This is a genomic window from Streptomyces cellostaticus (genome assembly GCF_001513965.1).
Taxonomy (GTDB): domain Bacteria; phylum Actinomycetota; class Actinomycetes; order Streptomycetales; family Streptomycetaceae; genus Streptomyces; species Streptomyces cellostaticus.
In genome coordinates this window covers 42731-60037 of sequence record NZ_KQ948051.1, presented here as the reverse complement: position 1 = coordinate 60037, position 17307 = coordinate 42731, and the positions used below count along the sequence as shown (strand labels likewise).

At 70.7% G+C, this 17307-nt stretch carries 14 protein-coding genes and 3 pseudogenes; 8 read left to right on the top strand and 9 right to left on the bottom strand.

The genetic code is table 11. The features are described 5' to 3' along the window. Together AQI88_RS44170 and AQI88_RS38220 are read right to left on the bottom strand one after the other, a co-directional pair. Positions 1–198, bottom strand: a pseudogene (locus tag AQI88_RS44170) (FMN-binding protein); the annotation flags it as partial. 8 nt (positions 199–206) lie between these two features. Next, positions 207–1544 (bottom strand): ferredoxin reductase family protein, encoded by a 1338-nt coding sequence (locus tag AQI88_RS38220; protein WP_067009251.1) that lies wholly within the window; start codon positions 1542–1544, stop codon positions 207–209. Positions 1545–1697: 153 nt separating this feature from the next. On the opposite strand from AQI88_RS38220, the gene AQI88_RS38215 reads away from it, so the two are divergent. Then, positions 1698–2387 carry a response regulator transcription factor gene (locus AQI88_RS38215; RefSeq protein WP_079058070.1) on the top strand — a complete coding sequence of 230 codons (690 nt, stop codon included), beginning with the start codon at positions 1698–1700 and terminating at the stop codon, positions 2385–2387. Beyond that, positions 2384–3841 (top strand): sensor histidine kinase, encoded by a 1458-nt coding sequence (locus tag AQI88_RS38210; RefSeq protein WP_067009247.1) that lies wholly within the window; start codon positions 2384–2386, stop codon positions 3839–3841. Before AQI88_RS38215 ends, AQI88_RS38210 begins: the two co-directional genes overlap by 4 nt. Positions 3842–4093: 252 nt before the next feature. Here AQI88_RS38210 and AQI88_RS38205 read toward each other — a convergent pair whose 3' ends face one another. Beyond that, positions 4094–5155 (bottom strand): AraC family transcriptional regulator, encoded by a 1062-nt coding sequence (locus AQI88_RS38205; RefSeq protein ID WP_067009244.1) that lies wholly within the window; start codon positions 5153–5155, stop codon positions 4094–4096. 441 nt (positions 5156–5596) lie between these two features. On the opposite strand from AQI88_RS38205, the gene AQI88_RS38200 reads away from it, so the two are divergent. Both AQI88_RS38200 and AQI88_RS38195 read left to right on the top strand, forming a co-directional pair. Beyond that, on the top strand, positions 5597–6853 hold the full coding sequence (locus tag AQI88_RS38200; RefSeq protein ID WP_067009272.1) for an SLC13 family permease: 1257 nt from the start codon (positions 5597–5599) through the stop codon (positions 6851–6853). 5 nt (positions 6854–6858) lie between these two features. After that, positions 6859–7359: a universal stress protein gene (locus AQI88_RS38195; RefSeq protein ID WP_067009241.1), complete on the top strand. Its 501-nt coding sequence runs from the start codon at positions 6859–6861 to the stop codon at positions 7357–7359. Positions 7360–7555: 196 nt separating this feature from the next. On the opposite strand, the gene AQI88_RS38190 is transcribed toward AQI88_RS38195, so the two are convergent. The 3 genes and pseudogenes from AQI88_RS38190 to AQI88_RS38175 all read right to left on the bottom strand — a co-directional run bounded on the left by AQI88_RS38190 (position 7556) and on the right by AQI88_RS38175 (position 10587). Next, entirely contained in the window at positions 7556–8314 is a 759-nt protein-coding gene (locus tag AQI88_RS38190; RefSeq protein WP_067009238.1) for a FadR/GntR family transcriptional regulator, read from the bottom strand. Further along, positions 8305–8832, bottom strand: a pseudogene (locus tag AQI88_RS38185) (aldo/keto reductase); the annotation flags it as partial. The gene AQI88_RS38190 and the pseudogene AQI88_RS38185, both read right to left, overlap by 10 nt. Before the next feature lie 858 nt (positions 8833–9690). Next, the gene (locus AQI88_RS38175; RefSeq protein ID WP_244184520.1) at positions 9691–10587 is read right to left on the bottom strand and encodes an expansin EXLX1 family cellulose-binding protein; all 897 of its coding nucleotides are present in this window, start codon (positions 10585–10587) and stop codon (positions 9691–9693) included. A 567-nt stretch (positions 10588–11154) separates the two neighbouring features. On the opposite strand from AQI88_RS38175, the gene AQI88_RS48145 reads away from it, so the two are divergent. Further along, a complete protein-coding gene (locus tag AQI88_RS48145) occupies positions 11155–11709 on the top strand; it encodes a glycoside hydrolase family 68 protein (protein ID WP_067009229.1) in 555 nt (184 codons plus the stop codon). A 121-nt stretch (positions 11710–11830) separates the two neighbouring features. Here AQI88_RS48145 and AQI88_RS38165 read toward each other — a convergent pair whose 3' ends face one another. From AQI88_RS38165 to AQI88_RS38155, 3 genes and pseudogenes are all read right to left on the bottom strand, one after another. Next, a complete protein-coding gene (locus tag AQI88_RS38165; protein ID WP_067009226.1) occupies positions 11831–12124 on the bottom strand; it encodes a putative quinol monooxygenase in 294 nt (97 codons plus the stop codon). Beyond that, positions 12114–12731: pseudogene (locus AQI88_RS44145) on the bottom strand (GH32 C-terminal domain-containing protein); the annotation flags it as partial. The gene AQI88_RS38165 and the pseudogene AQI88_RS44145, both read right to left, overlap by 11 nt. Before the next feature lie 364 nt (positions 12732–13095). Next, positions 13096–14058, bottom strand: coding sequence for a carbohydrate kinase family protein (locus tag AQI88_RS38155; protein WP_067009220.1), 963 nt, complete (start codon positions 14056–14058; stop codon positions 13096–13098). Positions 14059–14272: 214 nt separating this feature from the next. Between AQI88_RS38155 and AQI88_RS38150 the strand changes: the two genes are divergently transcribed. From AQI88_RS38150 to AQI88_RS38140, 3 genes are all read left to right on the top strand, one after another. Beyond that, positions 14273–15289: a sugar ABC transporter substrate-binding protein gene (locus tag AQI88_RS38150; RefSeq protein ID WP_067009269.1), complete on the top strand. Its 1017-nt coding sequence runs from the start codon at positions 14273–14275 to the stop codon at positions 15287–15289. 132 nt (positions 15290–15421) lie between these two features. Further along, the gene (locus tag AQI88_RS38145) at positions 15422–16417 is read left to right on the top strand and encodes an ABC transporter permease (RefSeq protein WP_067009217.1); all 996 of its coding nucleotides are present in this window, start codon (positions 15422–15424) and stop codon (positions 16415–16417) included. Then, the gene (locus tag AQI88_RS38140; RefSeq protein ID WP_067009213.1) at positions 16414–17250 is read left to right on the top strand and encodes an ATP-binding cassette domain-containing protein; all 837 of its coding nucleotides are present in this window, start codon (positions 16414–16416) and stop codon (positions 17248–17250) included. Before AQI88_RS38145 ends, AQI88_RS38140 begins: the two co-directional genes overlap by 4 nt. Positions 17251–17307: the final 57 nt, after the last annotated feature.

The window sequence follows — 17307 nt, the reverse complement described above, 5'->3', positions numbered from 1 at the left end:
CCTGTCGCCGTCGAAGGTGACCTGGACCTGCACGGGGCCCTTGGAGGTGTTCACCGTCGGGCCCTTGACGCCGGTGCCGGAGGAGGAGCCCGAGGACGAGGAGGCGGAGGGCGTCGTTACGGGAGTCGACGGCGTGTAGCGCCAGACGGGGACAAGGCCCGCGATGCTCAGGACGACGACAGGTATGGCTCGCTTCATGATGTCTCTCATCCCGCCAGGCTGAAACGCTCGAAGTGGATCTGCTGCTTGGGCACGTTCAGTTCGCCCAGGCTGCGCAGCACCGCGTTCATCATCGGCGGCGGCCCGCACAGGAAGACGTCCCGGTCGGCGATGTCCGGCACCAGCCGCGCCAGCTCGCTCGGCGCCAGCCTGTCGGGGACGGGCGAGCCGGTGACCAGGTGCAGTTCGGCGCCCTTGGCGAGGGCGATGTCACGCAGTTCGTCGTAGAGGACGGCGTCCCGGTCCGAGGAGACCCGGTAGAGGACGACCGCGTGGCCCTCGATGTCCTCCAGGATGGCCCGGATCGGGGTGACGCCGACGCCGCCCGCGATGAGCAGGGACTCGGACCTCACACGGTGCAGCGTGGTGAAGGCGCCGTAGGGCCCCTCGGCGAAGACGCGCGTGCCGACCTTCATGTGCCGCAGGGCGGCGCTGCCGTCGCCGGCCGCCTTGGCGGTGAGGCGCAGGGTGTGGCCGTCGGGGGCGGCGGAGAGGGAGAACGGGTTGGCCTGCCACCAGCGGTCGCGGGTCAGGAACCGCCACAGGAAGCACTGGCCGGCCTGCGCGGGCAGCCGGTCCAGGTCCTTGCCGGTGACGTAGACCGAGACCACGTTGTCGGACTCGGGGACGACCGCCGAGACACGGAACTGGTGGCGCGTGTTGCGCCACAGCGGCAGCGCGAGGCGGCCCAGGACGAGCGCGCCGAGGGCCACGCCCCACACGCCGTACCAGTACGCCGTCGCTGCGGACGACGAGGTGAACGTCGTATCGACGGCGACCTGGTGCGTGAACGCGAGCACCACGGCGACGTACGTGTACAGGTGGATGAAGTGCCAGGTCTCGTAGGCGAGGCGGCGGCGGGCGTAGCGGGCCGAGACGGCGCCGACCACGAGGATGATGCCGAACGCGACGATCGCGCGGAGCACGCCCTCCGTCGTCTCGGCGAGGTCCACGAGCTCGGTGATCGGGCCGACACTCGCGCCCTCGGCGTAGCCGAAGATGATGAAGACGGAGTGCGCGAGCAGCGTCCACAGGAGCGTGAAGCCGGTCCGGCGGTGCCAGGAGGTCAGCCGGTCCATGCCGATGCGGCGGTCGAGCCACGGCAGCCGGGCGACCAGCACCAGTTGGAAGGCCATGACGAGCGCGCCGTAGAGGCCGAAGAGGCGGCCGATGACGATCAGCGCGTTGGAGGCGAAGCCCGCCTGGGCGAAGAAGTAGGCGACCACGGCGGCGTTCGCGGCGAGCACGGCGTACAGGCTCGTACGGGCCACCACTCTGGGGCGTATCGCCGTGGGGGGCGCAGGCGGAGATTGGACGGTCGTCACGGGACGGCAGCTCCTTCATCGGATCCTGGGGAGACCGAGCTTGGCGGGCGGGAGCTGTCGATAACCTGTCGTACAACTTGCAACTACTTATCGATGTGCCTGCTGTGATCCCTGCGATACGGCTTCACCGGCCGCGTGCCGCAGTATGAGCGGGTGGAAAAAGTACGCCTCCTGGTCGTGGACGACGACCCGCCCATCGCCGATCTCGTCGCGACCGTGGCCCGTTACGAGGGCTGGGACGCGGTCACCGCGAACTCCGGTGAGGAGGCACTGCGGCTGGCCGGCGAGTTCCACCCGGACATCGTGGTGCTCGATCTGATGCTGCCCGACGTGGACGGCTTCGGCGTCCTGGACCGGCTGCGCGGAACCGGCACGATGGTGCCTGTGGTGTTCCTCACCGCGCGCGACGGCGTCGCCGACCGGGTGGCGGGGCTGACCCGGGGCGGTGACGACTACCTGGTCAAGCCGTTCGCGGTGGAGGAGCTGATGGCCCGGCTGCGGACCGTGCTGCGGCGCAGCTCCGGCCCCGGCTTCCAGCGCTCGGTGCTGAGGGTGGCGGACCTGACGATGGACGAGGACACCCGCGAGGTACGCCGCGGCGACAAGCTGCTCACCCTCACCCCCACCGAGTACGAGGTGCTGCGCTTCCTGATGCGCAAGTCGCCGACCGTGATGACCAAAGCGCAGATCCTCGACCATGTGTGGGAGTACGGCTTCGGGGGCCGCTCGAACGTCGTCGAGCTGGTCGTCAGCCGCCTGCGCCGCAAGCTCGACGACACGGGCGAGCCGCTGATCCGGACGATACGGGGCTTCGGGTACGTCATCCGGCAGGCCGCCGAGTGATCGGGCGGCTGCCGCGGGGCTACCGCAGACTGCGGCTCGGCACCCGGCTGGCGCTGGGGCTCGGGGTGCTGGCGCTGGTGGTGTTCGCCGTCGTCGGCACGGCCCTGACGACCTACATGCGGGACTATCTGTCGAACCAGCTCGACGACCAACTGGGGCTCGCCCAGGTCGCCCAGTCCAAGAACGTCGCGGAGACCGGCACTCTCCAGGGCAAGAAGTACTGGGGCTGGTACTACGCCGTGTACGACGTGTCGGGCGGCAACGCCGTGCTCCGCAAGCCGGAGGAGACCGGCGACCTTCCCCAGGACATCGCCCCCCTCACCTCCCTGGCCAGGGCCCAGGCCGCCGCGGACAGCGAGATCGTGCGCACCGCGGACCTCACGGGCGACGGCGACTACCGGCTGCGCGCCTGCGAGGTCAAGCCCGGTGTGGTCCTGATCAGCGGCGCGCCGATGGCCGACATCGACGACACGGTACGGCGGCTGATCACGGTCCAGGTCATCGCCTTCGGGCTCGCGCTGCTGGCACTGGTGGTGTTCGGCCGGCGGATGCTGCGCCGGGGTCTGAACCCGCTCAGCGACATGGCGCACACCGCCCACGGCATCACCTCGCACGACCTGACGGAGTCGGCGGCGCGGCTGCCGCTGCGCGCCGACAAGCGGGGCGGCGGCCCGGAGGTCGAGGAGCTGCGCACCGCGTTCAACACGATGCTGGAGCACATCGACGACTCCCTCGCCGTGCGCGCCGAGGCCGAGCAGCGGCTGCGCCGCTTCGTCGCGGACGCCTCGCACGAACTCCGTACCCCGCTGATGTCCGTACGGGGCTACGCGGACCTCTTCCAGTACGCCGCCGCCAACGCCCCCGAGGAGCGCGACAGGCACCTGGCCCGGCTGCGCGCCGAGGCGGCCAGGATGGGCGTGCTCCTGGACGACCTGCTGCTGCTCGCCCGCCTGGACTCCGCGGAGGCGGACGCCCCGCTGCGGCTGCAGGACACGGATCTGGCCGGGCTGGTCGAGGAGGCGGCCGCGGCCTTCCGGGCGAGCCATCCGGACCGTCCGCTGACGGTGCCGTCCCCTCCGGCCCCGCTGGAGCTGCGCGTGGACCCGCACCGCATCCGGCAGGTCCTGGACAACCTGCTCACCAACGCGGCCGTGCACACTCCGGCCGGTACGCAGGTGCGGATGGAGGTCGCGCAGGAGGAGGACAGGGCCGTGGTGCGGGTCGCGGACGCCGGCCCCGGCATCCCGCCCGCCGACCAGGAACGGATCTTCGACCGCTTCTACCGTGTCGACAGAACCCGTAGCCGCGACCGCGGTGGCAGCGGCCTCGGCCTCGCCGTGGCGAGTTCCCTGGTCTGCGCCCACGGCGGCACCCTCACGCTGGCCAGTGAGCCGGGGTCGACGGTGTTCACGGTGTCCCTTCCGCTCGACCACGAAGGTCTGACGAACCGGTGACGTGACCGGCGCGGCCGCGGCCCACCGGTCCGCCGACCCGACGCGAGATCGTCGACGCCCTGCGCTACATCGTCGACACCGGCTGGGGATCGGCCCGCTTGCGGGAGTGGCCCGTTGGGTCGTCCTGGTCGGGGGTAGGTGCGGCGGTGCGGCAGTACGAACCACCGGTGGTGGCAGATACGGCCGGCGGTTTCGCGGGCGCCGCGGTCTTGCGGGAGGTTCAAAGACGGTTTCTGGCGCGTGGGCACCCCCTTACCGTTCCGCGGTCTCCCCGCGCAGCCGGGCGGGGGTCACCCCGTGCCAGCGGTGCACCGCCCGCCGCAGCGCTCGCACGTCGGAGAAGCCCGCCTGCCGGGCGATGTCACGCAGGGTCAGCCCGGGGCGGCGCAGCAGCTGCTCGACCCGCTCGCGGCGCACCCCGTCGACGACCGCCTCGTACGTCGTGCCGCACTCGGCCAGGCGACGGCGCAGCGTGCGCTCGCTGGAGGCGTGCCGTCGGGCCTGCTCGACGAAGGACGGCACGTCGGGCAGGCTCTGTGCGATCGAGATCTCCAGCACCTCCAGCAGATCCTGCTGATCGCGCCTCGACGCCGCCTGCTCCCCGAGAAGCTCCACGACGGCGGTGTAGGTGACCTGGTCGCGGCCCGGCATCGGCCGCCCGGCCCATGCCGTGGGGAACACCAAGCTGTTCCCCACGGCGTCGAACCGTACCGGGCAGCGGAACAGCTCGGTGAACGGCTCGCTGTCGCGTGGGGCGGGGAAGGCGAACTCGACGCTCTGCGGGGCGAACTCCTCACCGGAACTCAGCCGTGTGAGGGCGACGACGCTGGCGAACGCCTCCTCGGCCAGGAAGACCGCGACCGCCGGATCGAGGGCGGGATCGGGCAGCGCGGCCCGCAGCACGTAGCCGGCTTCCTCCTGCCCCGCCGACCAGACCACCATCGCCCCGGACAGGTTCTGGAAGCGCACGCCCGTCTCGATGGCCTCCCGCAGCGTCTCCGCGGCCATCTGGGCGAACCCCAGGAGGCCCCAGGAGGTCAGGTGCTGCACGGCACCCACCCGCAGGCCCAGGTGAGCGTCACCGGTGAGCTCCAGCGCCCGCCGGATAACGGCACTGCCCTGACGGTAGGAGACCCGCAGCGCCCCCGAGCGCATCATCGTCTCGTCCAGCCCGACCCGTCTCAGCTCGGGCCGGAGGTCGACTCCGTACCCGTCGGTGACCGGGGTGAGACAGCGCAGAATGTTCGGCGGGATGGTCGCCGAGGTGCTGCGGCTGGTTCCCGGCGACTGCGCCGGGGCGGGGCTGTCGGACATGGCGTTCCTTGTGACCGGGCGTTGCTCGCTGCGCACACAGTAGAAGGGTTCTTCCCCGATGCCTCTCAGGCAGGGGTACGGCTCATGCTCAGCTGCTCCGGGAACTCGTCCGGTCACGCCGCCGTCCGCAGGGACGTCCGCTGCCCCGCGCCGACACCGTCGCCGCCATGACCGGCGAGGTCCAGCGCCGCGGAGGCGGACTGTCCTGGCCGCCGCCGGCATCCTCGTCGCGTTCGCCCTCCCGGCGCCGGGAACACGACGCCATCCTCAGCGCCCTTCAGGCACGAGACACCCTGCCGGCACCATCTGCCGCGTCACGCACCGCTCCATGGCGCTCGACAGCAGTGATGCGAACTGCGCTCCGGTCCGTTCGCTGCCCGGCAGGCGGCCCCGCCCTTGCCAGGTCGCGCGGGCAGGTAGCGGGCGGGGGAAGATCAAGTGGTGAACTCATCTGTGGCGGAGGCTGTCTCCGTCGTTCTGCTGCTGGCGGTGCTGGCGTGTGCCGTCGTTCGCCCGTTCGGGTGGCCGGAGGCGGTTGTCGCCGTCCCGGCTGCGGGCGTGGTGATCGCCACCGGGGCGCTCTCGCTGGGGCACGCCCGTGAGGAGGCGGAGCGGCTCGGGCCGGTGATCGGGTTCCTTGCGGCCGTCCTGGTCCTTGCCCAACTGTGTGACGACGAGGGACTGTTCCACGCGTGCGGGGCGTGGATGGCCCGTAGCGCGGCGGGGCGCCCGCGCCGCCTGCTGGTGCAGGTGTTCGCAGCCGCGTCGGTGATCACCGCGGTGCTCAGCCTGGACGCCACGATCGTGCTGCTGACGCCGGTGGTGTTCGCCACCGCTGCCCGGCTCGGTGCCCGGCCGAAACCGCACGTCTACGCCTGCACCCACCTGTCGAACACCGCGTCGCTGCTGCTGCCGGTCTCCAACCTCACCAATCTGCTCGCGTTCGCCGCCAGCGGGCTGAGCTTCACGCGCTTCGCCGCCCTGATGGCCTTGCCCTGGCTGGTGGCCATCGCCACCGAGTACGTGGTCTTCCGCCGGTTCTTCGCCACCGACCTGGACGCAGGAGCTCAGGCCCCGCGCATCGCCGAGCAACGCGAACTGCCGGTGTTCGCCCTGGTCACAGTGGCCTGCACGCTGGCCGGGTTCGTCCTCACCTCCATGGTGGACGTCAACCCCGCGTGGGCGGCCTTCGCCGGCGCCCTCGTGCTCGCCGTGCGGGCTCTGGCCCAGCGCCGCAGCACGCCCACCGCCATTGTGCGGGCCGCCGCGGTGCCGTTCCTCGCCTTCGTCCTGGCCCTGGGACTGGTGGTCCGCGCGGTCGTCGACAACGGGCTGGCGGCGGGGCTGGGGCACCTGATCCCGGGCGGTACGGGACTGGTGGCCCTGTTCGGCATCGCGGCCCTGGCCGCGGTGCTGGCCAATGTCATCAACAACCTGCCCGCCGTTCTGGTGCTGCTGCCGCTGACCGCCCCGTCCGGGCCGGGCGCGGTCCTGGCCGTCCTGCTGGGGGTGAACATCGGCCCGAACCTCACCTACGCCGGCTCCCTGGCCACGCTGCTGTGGCGGCGCATCGTGCACGAACACGACAGTGACGTCGAACTCGGCCAGTTCACCCGGCTCGGTGTGTTCACCGTGCCTGCCGCCCTGGGAGTGTCGGTGGTGGCACTGTGGACCTCGCTCACCCTCATCGGAGGCTGACCGTCATGAAAGTCATCGCCTGGATCACCGAGGGCACCTGGCCCGCCGGCATCGACGCCGCCCGCGCCCACGCGCCCGACGACGCCGACATCGTGCTGCTCCACGTCACCCCGGCCGACGTCCCGGGCGCGGCGCACGGCGCCTTCGCCGGTCTGCTCGGCCGCGGCCATGGCGAACGCGACCCCGGCACGCAGGTGGAGCATCTGGCCGCCGCCTCCGCCGAGACATTCCTGGCCGAGGCCGCGCAGCGTCTGGGCCGCCCGTGCGCCCGTGTCGAGCGGACCGGCCGCGTCGAGCGGGAGGTCGTCGCCGCGGCCGAGGGCGCCGACCTGCTCATCCTCGCCCGTGACGGTGACCGTACCCATCTCGGGCCGCGCAGTCTCGGGCATGCCAGCCGTTTCATCGTCGACCACGCCCCGTGCCCTGTCCTGCTGGTGTGGCCCGAGCCCGCACCCGGCATCGACACCATCCCGCCCCCGCCACCCCACCCGCCGCACCACCGATAGCGGCAGGCACCCGGCACCGGACCGTCTTCCGCAGCCAGGAGCATGGCCGACGGTGAAGCAGACCGATTCCTGATGCGATGCGCGTGATGCGGCTGCTGCCGATCTCCTGCCCCGGCCGTCTCATCCCGGAGGGAGCCGACGCTCCGCCGACATGGCTTGGCAGGGCGTCCGCAGGGAGGCAGCCCCTGGGAGCTCCTCACCCCTCCCGGCGGCGGGGCTTGGCCGGAGCTCCCCGTCGACGCCCCACTGAACCGGTGACGGGTGACTCCGAGGCGTGAAGGTGTTCCCTCAGCCACTGCTCCGTGTTGTTGACGTGCAGGAGTGCGGCGGCCTGGCTCAGGAAGGCGTCGCGGGTGGAGAGGGCCGTGAAGATCGACTCGTGTTCGGCGAGGGTGCGGCCCGCGGCCTGGTCGTCGACCAGGCCACGCCAGATCCGGGCGCGCAGCGTACGGCCCGAGATGCCTTCCAGGAGCGTGAGCAGCGAGTCGTTGCCCGTCGCGGAGATCACGGCCCGGTGGAAGGCCGCGTCGTGGGCGTTGAGCTGCTCGACGTCGTCGCGGGCCTCGCGCATGGCGTCCAGATGGCGCTTGACCTCGGCCAGTTGGTCGTCGGAGATCCGGGTGGCGGCCAGCGCGGTGGCCGCCGGCTCCAGCAGCCGGCGGACCTCCATCAGGTCCAGCAGTGCGGCCGAGTCGCTCTGGAGGAGTTCCACGGCTCCGCCGAGGCCCTCGAACAGCAGGCTGGGCTCGAGACTGGTCACGTACGTTCCGTCGCCTCGCCGGACGTCCAGCACGCGTGCGACGGCCAGTGCCTTGACGGCCTCGCGGGCGAGGTTGCGGGACAGACCCAGCTGGGCGGCGAGGTCCGCCTCCGGCGGCAGCTTCGAACCCGGAGGCAGCGCGCCGCTGCGGATCAGCTCACGGATGTGCTCGATGGCCTTGTCGGTCAAAGACACCGCGCACTCCTCCCGCGACCGGCCCGCGCCGGCACGTCCGCCCTGATCAGGCCCCGAGCGCGAAGATCGGCCCACAAACCGTCGGGAACGGGCCGATGGTAAAGCTGCACGTTTCGTTCGACCCGTTCGAGATGTCGCATGCCCAGGGTGACGTTGATGATACTGGGATGCGTGCCGGGGAAGGCCATGGCCGCGGCGGGCAGGCTCATCCCGTGCTCCGCGCAGACCTGGGCGATCTCCCGGGCGCGCGCGACCCGCTCCGGCGGAGCCTCCCGGCAGTCGTACATCATTCCCTCGGCGGGCCGGTCGTGGGAGAGCAGCCCGGAGTTGAACACGCCGACGGCGACCACGCTTTTGGCCAGTTCCCGCGCGGTGGGCAGGACGCCGTCCAGCGCCGACTGGTCCAGCAGCGTGCAGCGCCCGGCCGGCATCACCACGTCGGCGGCGGTCTCGCGCAGGAAGCGGGCGAGCATCGCCGACCGGTTCATGCCCGCGCCGATCGCGCCGATCACTCCCTCGCGGGCGGTGCGGATGCGGCCCTCACCGGGGTGGAAGCGGAGCATCACCTCGCCGAGTGCGATGACGTACGGCGAGGGCCCGACGAAGACGGGCGGCGGTGCGCCCGGCGGCTCGCTGACGATCAAGACCTCAGCCCGGACCGGATCAACCTCTCGTCGCTGACCTCGGTGCCGGCATGACAAGCGGCTGCGGCGGTGCGCTCCCGGCGCAGCCGCAAGCTGTCCGGCATGGTCACCGAGGCGGAGCGGGGCCACCGGAGTGTGGCCCCGCTCGCACCCGTACGCCGATCTCTGGAGGCCGTCGCGGAAAGGCGAGGCGCCCGGAGCCGATCAGCGGCCGCGAACCAGTCGAGGGCTTCCCACACGTGGTCGCATGTCGTCGCGCTGCCCATGTCATGACGGCTTCCTCCAGCCACGGCCCATGGGGGAAGCAGCGCGAACAGACGCGTACCAGCGCCGGTTGACCGGCAGGAGGACGGTCGCCGTACCGATGGGAGGTGCCGTTCGTCCCACCCGACAGGACCGCGTCCTCCCAGGCGCACCAGTCGGCCGTGGCCTTCTCCCGTACCGCGGCAGCGGAGAGCGTTCTGTTCGGCCGCGGGACGCACATCGTCGTCCGCACGGCGTGCGGGTCGCCGCCGTCGACCAGTCCCAGTGGATCGTCATGGCCGACGATGACTTCCACGTCGCCCGTGTCAGCTCGGCGTACAGGCGGTCGCCTGGATTCCGCAGAGGTCGGCGTAGCGCCCGCCGAGAGCGAGCAGTTCCTCGTGGGTGCCCTGTTCGGCCAAGCGCCCCCGGTCCAGGACCAGGGGCCGGGCAGTTGTCGGGATGATGGATCGGACGTGGGCGGCGGGATCAGTGCCGGGCGAACTGGACCTGGGTCGGTTGCACGACGTTCGGCCGTAGCGCGATCCCGCTGATGGCCAGCTGCTCTCCATAGATGTCCGTGAGTCTGATCGCGCTGCCGCATCCGCGGCCGTCGGCGGAAATGAAGTAGTTGTAGTCGGTGCGGGGCAGCTGCCGCCAGCCGTTGCCGGTGCGGACCTCCAGCCGCGCGACCGGATTGCGGTGGCCGATCGCCTGGATACCGCACCAGTAGGGGTTGGACCCGGTCTTGTACCGGATGGAGATCGTGTCGGACGTGTGGGGGCTCAGCAGGCTCCAGGTGATCGGTATCCGGCCGACCTTGAGCGGGGCGAGTTTGGCGAAGGCCTGTTGGCTGAGGTCGAGTTGCCCGGGAGCGCAGGGCAAGGGGCATTCGTTGGTGATCCGGACCGTGATGGAGGCGCCGTTGGCCGCGCGGACGCGCACGTACGCGCCGCACGCCCTGGATGTCTCGTAGTCGGTGGTGTTCATCGCGGCGATCATGAGGTCGCTGCTCGGGCCGAACAGGCAGGCGCCGTTTCCGTCGCCGGCCTCGTAGGCGGTGGCGACCCCTCGGTAGGTGGCTCCGGGCCGGATCCGTCCCGTCGACGGTGCCGCGGTGGACGCCGTCCGCGAGGGCCGCGGGGTGACTTTGGCCGATGGTCGTGCTGCCGCGGTGCTCGCATCAGCCGTCGGCGTCGAGGTGCCGGTCGCGGTCGGGGTCGCCGACGGGGTGTCCTTGTCGGCCGCGTTGCCGGCTCTCACCTGGGCGCTGGCGGCGGGTGTGGCCGCGGCAGGTGCCACATCCGTCTTGCGGTCGGGAAGCAGCCCCATGACCAGGTAGGCGAGAACGCCCACGGCGGTCAGCCCCACCGTGGTACCCAGCATCAGCCTCTGTCTGCGCCGGCGCTGCCGCGCGGCCTGCCTCGGTGTCTTCATGTCCGTCCGTTCGGAAGATCGAATCGATGGTGCACTGCTCAGTGGCCGCATGCAGCGAAAAGGTTGCCGCCGATTTCTCACAGGGGAGGGCTCCCGTTCCCGCAGCCCCCGACGGGCTGCCGACGCCCCGCGCAGTGACCGCAGCTCGTGTGCGAGCCGCGGCACGAGACCGGCGTCGGAATGCACGGGGCTTTCACGTGTGGTGTTGATGACATCCGGAAGTCGCCGCTACGGCCGGTGTCATGGCCGTCGTCGGCCTGACGCCCACCGCCGGTGCGGCTCAGGCGGCGGGGCCGATGGGCGCGCACCACATCCGGGGGCGACCCGGGCAACACCGACTGGTCGATTGAGCTGTTCTGCAGACAGAGCCAGGCGGACGAGCGCATCTCGCAGTGGATCGCCAACCGGGGCCGTACCGACGACAAGGAGACCTTCGCCCGTCCGAGACGGCACGCCCGCCGGGGGAGGCGGCCGTCGGACACTGTACGGCCGCGGGAGAACGGGCGACCATCGGTGATGTCGCTGCCCGGGGTGGGCGTGGGCACGGTTTCGCGTGTCCTGAACGGCAGCGACCACGATCTCACCCTGCTGGATGTGGCCACGCCGGACCAGCGTGACCGGCAGTACCGGGCGGTGGCGGCCGGCGATCGCTTCGACGGGCTGCTGACGATCTCGCTCGCTCCCACCGATGACGAGGTGAAAGAGCTGACCCGGGCTGGTCTGCCCACGGCGCTGCTGGACTGCGAGCACCCGGACCTGCCGCGCGTGGTGATCGACCCGGGGCTGTCCGGCTGGGACGGCGTCCACGGGTTCGTCGGTCCGTCGCTGCGCAGTGACTACCAGCCGCTCAACGGCAGCGCGCTGGTCCTGGGCAACCCCGAGGACGCCCCGACGCAGCAGTACTCGCATGACGTGATGCCCAACGGACTGGTGGAGAGCTTCATCGACACGGTCCCGGCCGGCGACGGCGGGACCCGCTTCGGCGGCACCCTCGCCCGCACGCTCGTGCTGTCCCCGCGGGGCAACAGGACCAGGCACACCAACCAGTTGGACTACGGCTTCATCCCGTAACCCACCCTCAGTCGAGCACTCTGCCGTGGCCGGCCACATCAGCCATGGCCGGCCACGACCCTCGCAGCGGTACACGAGCGGCCGAGCCGCGCCGCGGTGACTGCGACGCGGGTCGATCACCTCAGGCCAGGGGGTCGAGGAAAGTCAGGACAGAGGCGTCCTCCTCGATCAGCGGAGCGAGGGCGGCGTTGAACGGGCCGCCGTACGAGGCCTTCAGATGCGCCTGGAACGCGTCCTCGTCCCGGTAGACCTCGAAGATCCAGAAGGCGCGCGGGTCGGACTCCTTGGTGTACACGTCGAAGGTGAGGTTGCCGTCCTCGTCTCGTACCTTCTGCGCGTACTCCCGTATCAGGCGGGCGACTTCGCCCTCCGCTCCCTCGCGGGCGGTGAACTCGGCGAGCAGGGTTTTCTTCACGGTCTTGTGTCCTTGTCAGTTCGGGGTGGGGGAAGATCTGGTCGGTGATCACGGCCTCGCCGCTGCCGCCGAAGACCTCGACGGACGACCGGTCGACCAGGATCCGCAGCTTCACCTTGCCGTTCGTGGCCTTCAGAGGCGCGGTCCGGATGCCGGGGAAGGCGCTGCTGAAGTCGACGGCACCGGAGCGGGTGCGGTCGATGTACAACTCCTGTGTGGTGGTGTCGTATCCGATGACGGTTTGCTCTCGCCCGGTGCCGGTGCGCATCTTCAGGCCGAAGCGTTCGGCGTCGTTCAGGGTGAACGTCGCCTCGATGTCGAGTGCCTGGCCCTCGGCCGCGGAGCCGATCAGGGGCTGTGAGGTGTTCGTGACGGTGACGTCGGCCGCCGTCGCCGCGGATCCCTCGCGCAGCGAGGTCAGGTTCGACACCGGCTCGCTGGTCAGCCGGATGCGGCCGTCGATGGTGCGCAGGGCCGTCTGGCGGGGGATGCTCTGCGCGCCGCGCCAGGGTGAGGTGGGGATGGACGTCCCGTACTCCCAGTCGTTCATCCAGCCGATCCTGTACCGCTTGTCGCCGGGCACGTTCTCCCAGGACACCGCCGCGTAGTCCCCAGATGTCGCCGTTGGGGTTGTACTGGTGGAAGAGGTGGTACTCGCCCTTGTCGAGGGCGCAGACGGTCGCCATGGCCGCGATCGTCCGCACACGGGCATGCCGGACACGGATATGCCGGAACACACGTCGAGAGGTCATCGGGTCTCCTGTGCCGCGGCCGTCCGCGCAGCGGAGACTGCGGCTCTGACACGGACGGACCGAAAGGTGGCACCCCGGCCGGCGCCGTCGTCCATGCCGTCGACCAGTGTCATCGTTGACTTGTGTCATCGATGACATCGAGTGGCCCGATGATGAGCGCAATCCGGTCGACGCGTCAACAGTTCGGGCGTGATTGACCCCGCGCGGATCCCGGTCGCGTCAGATGCCGCCGACTGCCGTCAACCGGTCCAGCTGCCTCTGCCAGGGCGGGTTGGGACCGGCGACCGAGCAGGTCAGGGCCGCGACCCGAGCGGCGAACCGGCATGCCTGGGCCACCTCGCCGAGATCGAGGCCGGTCAGCCGGCCGCCGAGGTGTCCGCGGGCGCCGAGGTGGTGCAGCAGGCCGGCGGTGAAGGAGTCCCCCGCCCCGACGGTGTCCACCACCCGCGTCGCCACGGCCGGCACCTGCAGCCGTTCGCCGTCGAGGGAGGCCAGGGCGCCGTCGGCCCCGCGCGTGATCACGACGAGCCGGGCTCCGGCGGCGTGCCAGACGTCGCAGGCCCGCTCGGGCGAGGTTCCGGGCAGGAGCAGTTCCAGGTCGTCCTCGCTCAGCCGCAGTACGTCGGTGAGGGCGCACCAGTGCGCCAGCCGGGCGCGATAGACCTCGGGGCGCACCAGCAGCGGCCGTACGTTGGGGTCGATGCTGATGGTGGCCCGGGCGGAGGCCGCCGACAGGAACTCCTCCACCACCGCCGCGCCGGGCTCGCGGACGAGCGCGAGGGAGCCGGTGTGCACACAGGCGGTTCCGGACAGATCCACTCCTGCCAGTTCCTGAGCCGTCCACTGCCAGTCGGCCGTGTTCTGCGCGTGGAAGGAGAACGCGGCCTGCCCCTGGGCGTCCAGCTCCGCCACGGCCAGCGTGCTGGGTTCGGCGGCCGGGACGGCGTACGACAGGTCCACCCCGGATTCCTCCAGGTGGGCCCGGAACAGGCGGCCGAACACGTCGCCGGACAGGCGCGCGAGGAGGCGGGCGCTGGTGCCGAGCCGGGCCAGGGACGCGGCCGTGTTCGCCGGTCCGCCGCCGGGCAGCACCCGCAGGGCGAGTTCGTTCGAGGCGCTCGCGGGTTCGCAGAAGGCGTCCGCGACACACTCTCCCAGGACGGTGATCTGACTCGGGTTCATGGCTGCCCTTCTCGCAATCGCTGGGTGGCCGCGTGGGGGTTGCAGCCGCGAGCGTTGCCGATTTGTGACGGGGGTAAGGCATTGACGTTGCCGGGATGCGGAGTCCATCATCCTCGCCATGCGGTGTCAACGATGACATAAGTCAACGATGACATCCCGGGGACGGCATGCTCCGATGCCGACCACGCCGCTCGTGATCCCGCAGGAGTCGTTCATGTCGCGCACCACTCGTCTGACCCCGTCCCTCCTCAGAGTCGCCGCCTGCACGGGCATCGCGGCCCTCACCCTGACGGCCTGCGGATCCGGCTCCGGATCGGGTTCCGCGGGCTCAGGCTCGGGCAGCGTCAAGGTCGGTCTGATCACCAAGACCGACACGAACCCGTTCTTCGTGAAGATGAAGGAGGGCGCGGAGAAGGCCGCCAAAGCGGACGGCGCCCAGCTGATGACCGCCGCGGGCAAGTTCGACGGGGACAACTCCGGTCAGGTCACCGCCATCGAGAACATGGTCGCCGCCGGTGTGAAGGGCATCCTCATCACCCCGAGCGACTCCAAGGCGATCGTGCCCGCGATCCAGAAGGCCCGTGCCAAGGGTGTCCTGGTCATCGCCCTGGACACCCCGACCGAGCCGCAGAGCGCGGTCGACGCCCTCTTCGCCACGAACAACCTCACGGCCGGCGAGCTGATCGGCGAGTACGCCAAGGCCGCCATGAAGGGCAAGACGGCGAAGATAGCCACCCTCGACCTCGCGCCCGGCGTCTCCGTCGGCGTCCAGCGGCACGACGGCTTCCTGAAGGGCTTCGGCGCCACCGACAAGGACGTCGTCTGCGCCCAGGACACCAATGGTGACCAGGCCAAGGGCCAGACCGCGATGGAGAACTGCCTTCAGAAGTCGCCCGGCATCAACCTCGTCTACACCATCAACGAGCCGGCTGCCCTGGGCGCGTACACCGCACTGAAGGCCAAGGGCCGGGAGAAGGACGTCCTGATCGTCTCCGTCGACGGCGGCTGCACCGGCACCCAGGCGGTCAAGGACGGCAAGATCGCCGCGACCTCGCAGCAGTACCCGCTGAAGATGGCCGCCGAGGGCGTCAAGGCCGTGGTGACGTACGCCAAGAACGGCAAGAAGGCGTCCGGTTACACCGACACCGGTGTCACCCTGGTCACCGACAAGGCGCAGGCGGGCGTCACGTCCAAGGACACCGCCTACGGCCTGGAGAACTGCTGGGGCTGAGCTGCCCACGAGGACAGTACTTCCACCGCCTCTCCCCCCAGTGGGGCGGCCGGCCCACGTACCTCCCCGACCTGGGACGGCCGCCCCCATGTCCTGACGACAAGGACATCTGTCTTCCGACAAGGACTTCGCATGACAGCCACGACGACGCCGTACGCCGAGCTCAAGGCACCGACCACGGTCCGCAGACTGCTCACGGCACCGACCACCGGCCCGCTGGTCGCCCTCCTGCTGGCCTGTGTCTTCTTCTCCCTCTCCACCGACCAGTTCCTCACCGGCGGGAACTTCTCCCTGATCGTGCAGCAGGTGATGGTCGTCGGCACGCTCGCCATCGGCCAGACCCTGATCATCCTCACCGCCGGCATCGACCTGTCGTGCGGCGCCGTGATGGCGTTCGGCAGCATCATGATGGCCAAGATGGCGGCCGAGGGGACCCTGCCCCCGCTCCTCGCCATCGCGCTGGGCCTGGCCGTCTGCGGCGGCTTCGGCCTGCTCAACGGGCTGCTGGTGCAGAAGGTCCCGCTGCCGCCGTTCATCGTGACCCTCGGCATGCTCAACGTCGCGTTCGCGCTGACGCACATCTACTCCAAGGAGCAGACGGTCACCAGCCTGCCCGGCCTGCTGACGGCTCTCGGGCAGACCTTCCCGCTCGGCCACACCGACATCACGTACGGCTCCCTGGTCACCATCGCGCTGTTCCTCCTCCTCGCGTACGCGCTGAGCAGCACCGGTTGGGGCCGGCACGTCTACGCCCTGGGCAACAGCTCCGAGGCCGCCCGGCTCAACGGCATCCGCACCTCCCGCCTGACCATCGGCATCTACACCGTGGCCGGCCTGCTGTACGGCATCGCCGCCCTGCTGCTCATCTCCCGCACCGGCGTCGGTGACCCGCAGGCCGGGCAGACCGACAACCTCGACAGCATCACCGCCGTGGTCCTCGGCGGCACCAGCCTCTTCGGCGGCCGCGGCTCGGTGCTGGGCACGTTCATCGGCGTTCTCATCGTCGGCGTGTTCCGCAACGGCCTGCAGCTGATGGGCGTCGCCTCCATCTACCAGACCCTGATCACCGGCGTGCTGGTGATCCTCGCGGTGACCGTCGACCAGATCTCCCGGAAGAGGGCACGATGACCGCCACCACGTCCCCCACCCCTGTCCTGCAGGCCCGCGGTCTGGTCAAGCGCTACGGCCATGTCACCGCCATCGACGGCGCCGACTTCGACCTCCTGCCCGGCGAGGTCCTCGCCGTCATCGGCGACAACGGAGCCGGCAAGACCAGCCTCATCAAAGCCCTCACCGGCGCCCTGGTTCCCGACGCCGGCGAGATACGCCTGAACGGCGAACCCATCACCTTCTCCGGCCCGCAGAGCGCCCGCGCCCACGGCATCGAGACGGTGTATCAGGACCTCGCGGTGGCCGCCTCCATGGACATCGCCTCGAACATGTTCCTCGGCCGGGAGCTACGCCGCCCCGGTGTCCTCGGCAGTGTCTTCCGCATGCTCGACAAGAAGCGCATGCGTCAGGAGGCCGCCGAGCACATGGCCGACCTGAAGATCGGTCTGCGCTCGCTCACGCAGGCGGTCGAGACTCTCTCCGGAGGTCAGCGGCAGGCCGTGGCGGTGGCCCGTTCCGTCGCCTGGGCCCGCAGCGTCGTCGTCATGGACGAGCCCACCGCCGCACTCGGCGTCAAGGAGTCCGGCCAGGTCCTGGACCTCATCCGCCGCGTCCGCGACAAGGGCATGCCAGTCGTGCTCATCAGCCACAACATGCCCCACGTCTTCGAGATCGCCGACCGCATCCACGTCCACCGGCTGGGCCGGCGCGCGGCTCTGATCAAGCCGTCCGACTACTCCATGGCCGAGGTCGTCGCCATCATGACCGGCGCACTCGGCGTCGACGAGGCCGGAGGTACTGTCGTAGCGGATTCGGAGGCCGCGAAGGCCGCCGGAGTCCAGGCCACCTGACAACACGACTCAGCTCTCACATGTCCGGCCGAGGCCGCGGCCGGAACCGAGGGCTCA

Coding starts and splice junctions, on each gene's coding strand:
- AQI88_RS38205 (WP_067009244.1), bottom strand. CDS start 5,155: ATGTCCGACAGCCCCGCCCCGGCGCAGTCGCCGGGAACCAGCCGCAGC.
- AQI88_RS38195 (WP_067009241.1), top strand. CDS start 6,859: ATGAAAGTCATCGCCTGGATCACCGAGGGCACCTGGCCCGCCGGCATC.
- AQI88_RS38175 (WP_244184520.1), bottom strand. CDS start 10,587: ATGCTGGGTACCACGGTGGGGCTGACCGCCGTGGGCGTTCTCGCCTAC.
- AQI88_RS48145 (WP_067009229.1), top strand. CDS start 11,155: ATGTCGCTGCCCGGGGTGGGCGTGGGCACGGTTTCGCGTGTCCTGAAC.
- AQI88_RS38155 (WP_067009220.1), bottom strand. CDS start 14,058: ATGAACCCGAGTCAGATCACCGTCCTGGGAGAGTGTGTCGCGGACGCC.
- AQI88_RS38150 (WP_067009269.1), top strand. CDS start 14,273: ATGTCGCGCACCACTCGTCTGACCCCGTCCCTCCTCAGAGTCGCCGCC.
- AQI88_RS38145 (WP_067009217.1), top strand. CDS start 15,422: ATGACAGCCACGACGACGCCGTACGCCGAGCTCAAGGCACCGACCACG.
- AQI88_RS38140 (WP_067009213.1), top strand. CDS start 16,414: ATGACCGCCACCACGTCCCCCACCCCTGTCCTGCAGGCCCGCGGTCTG.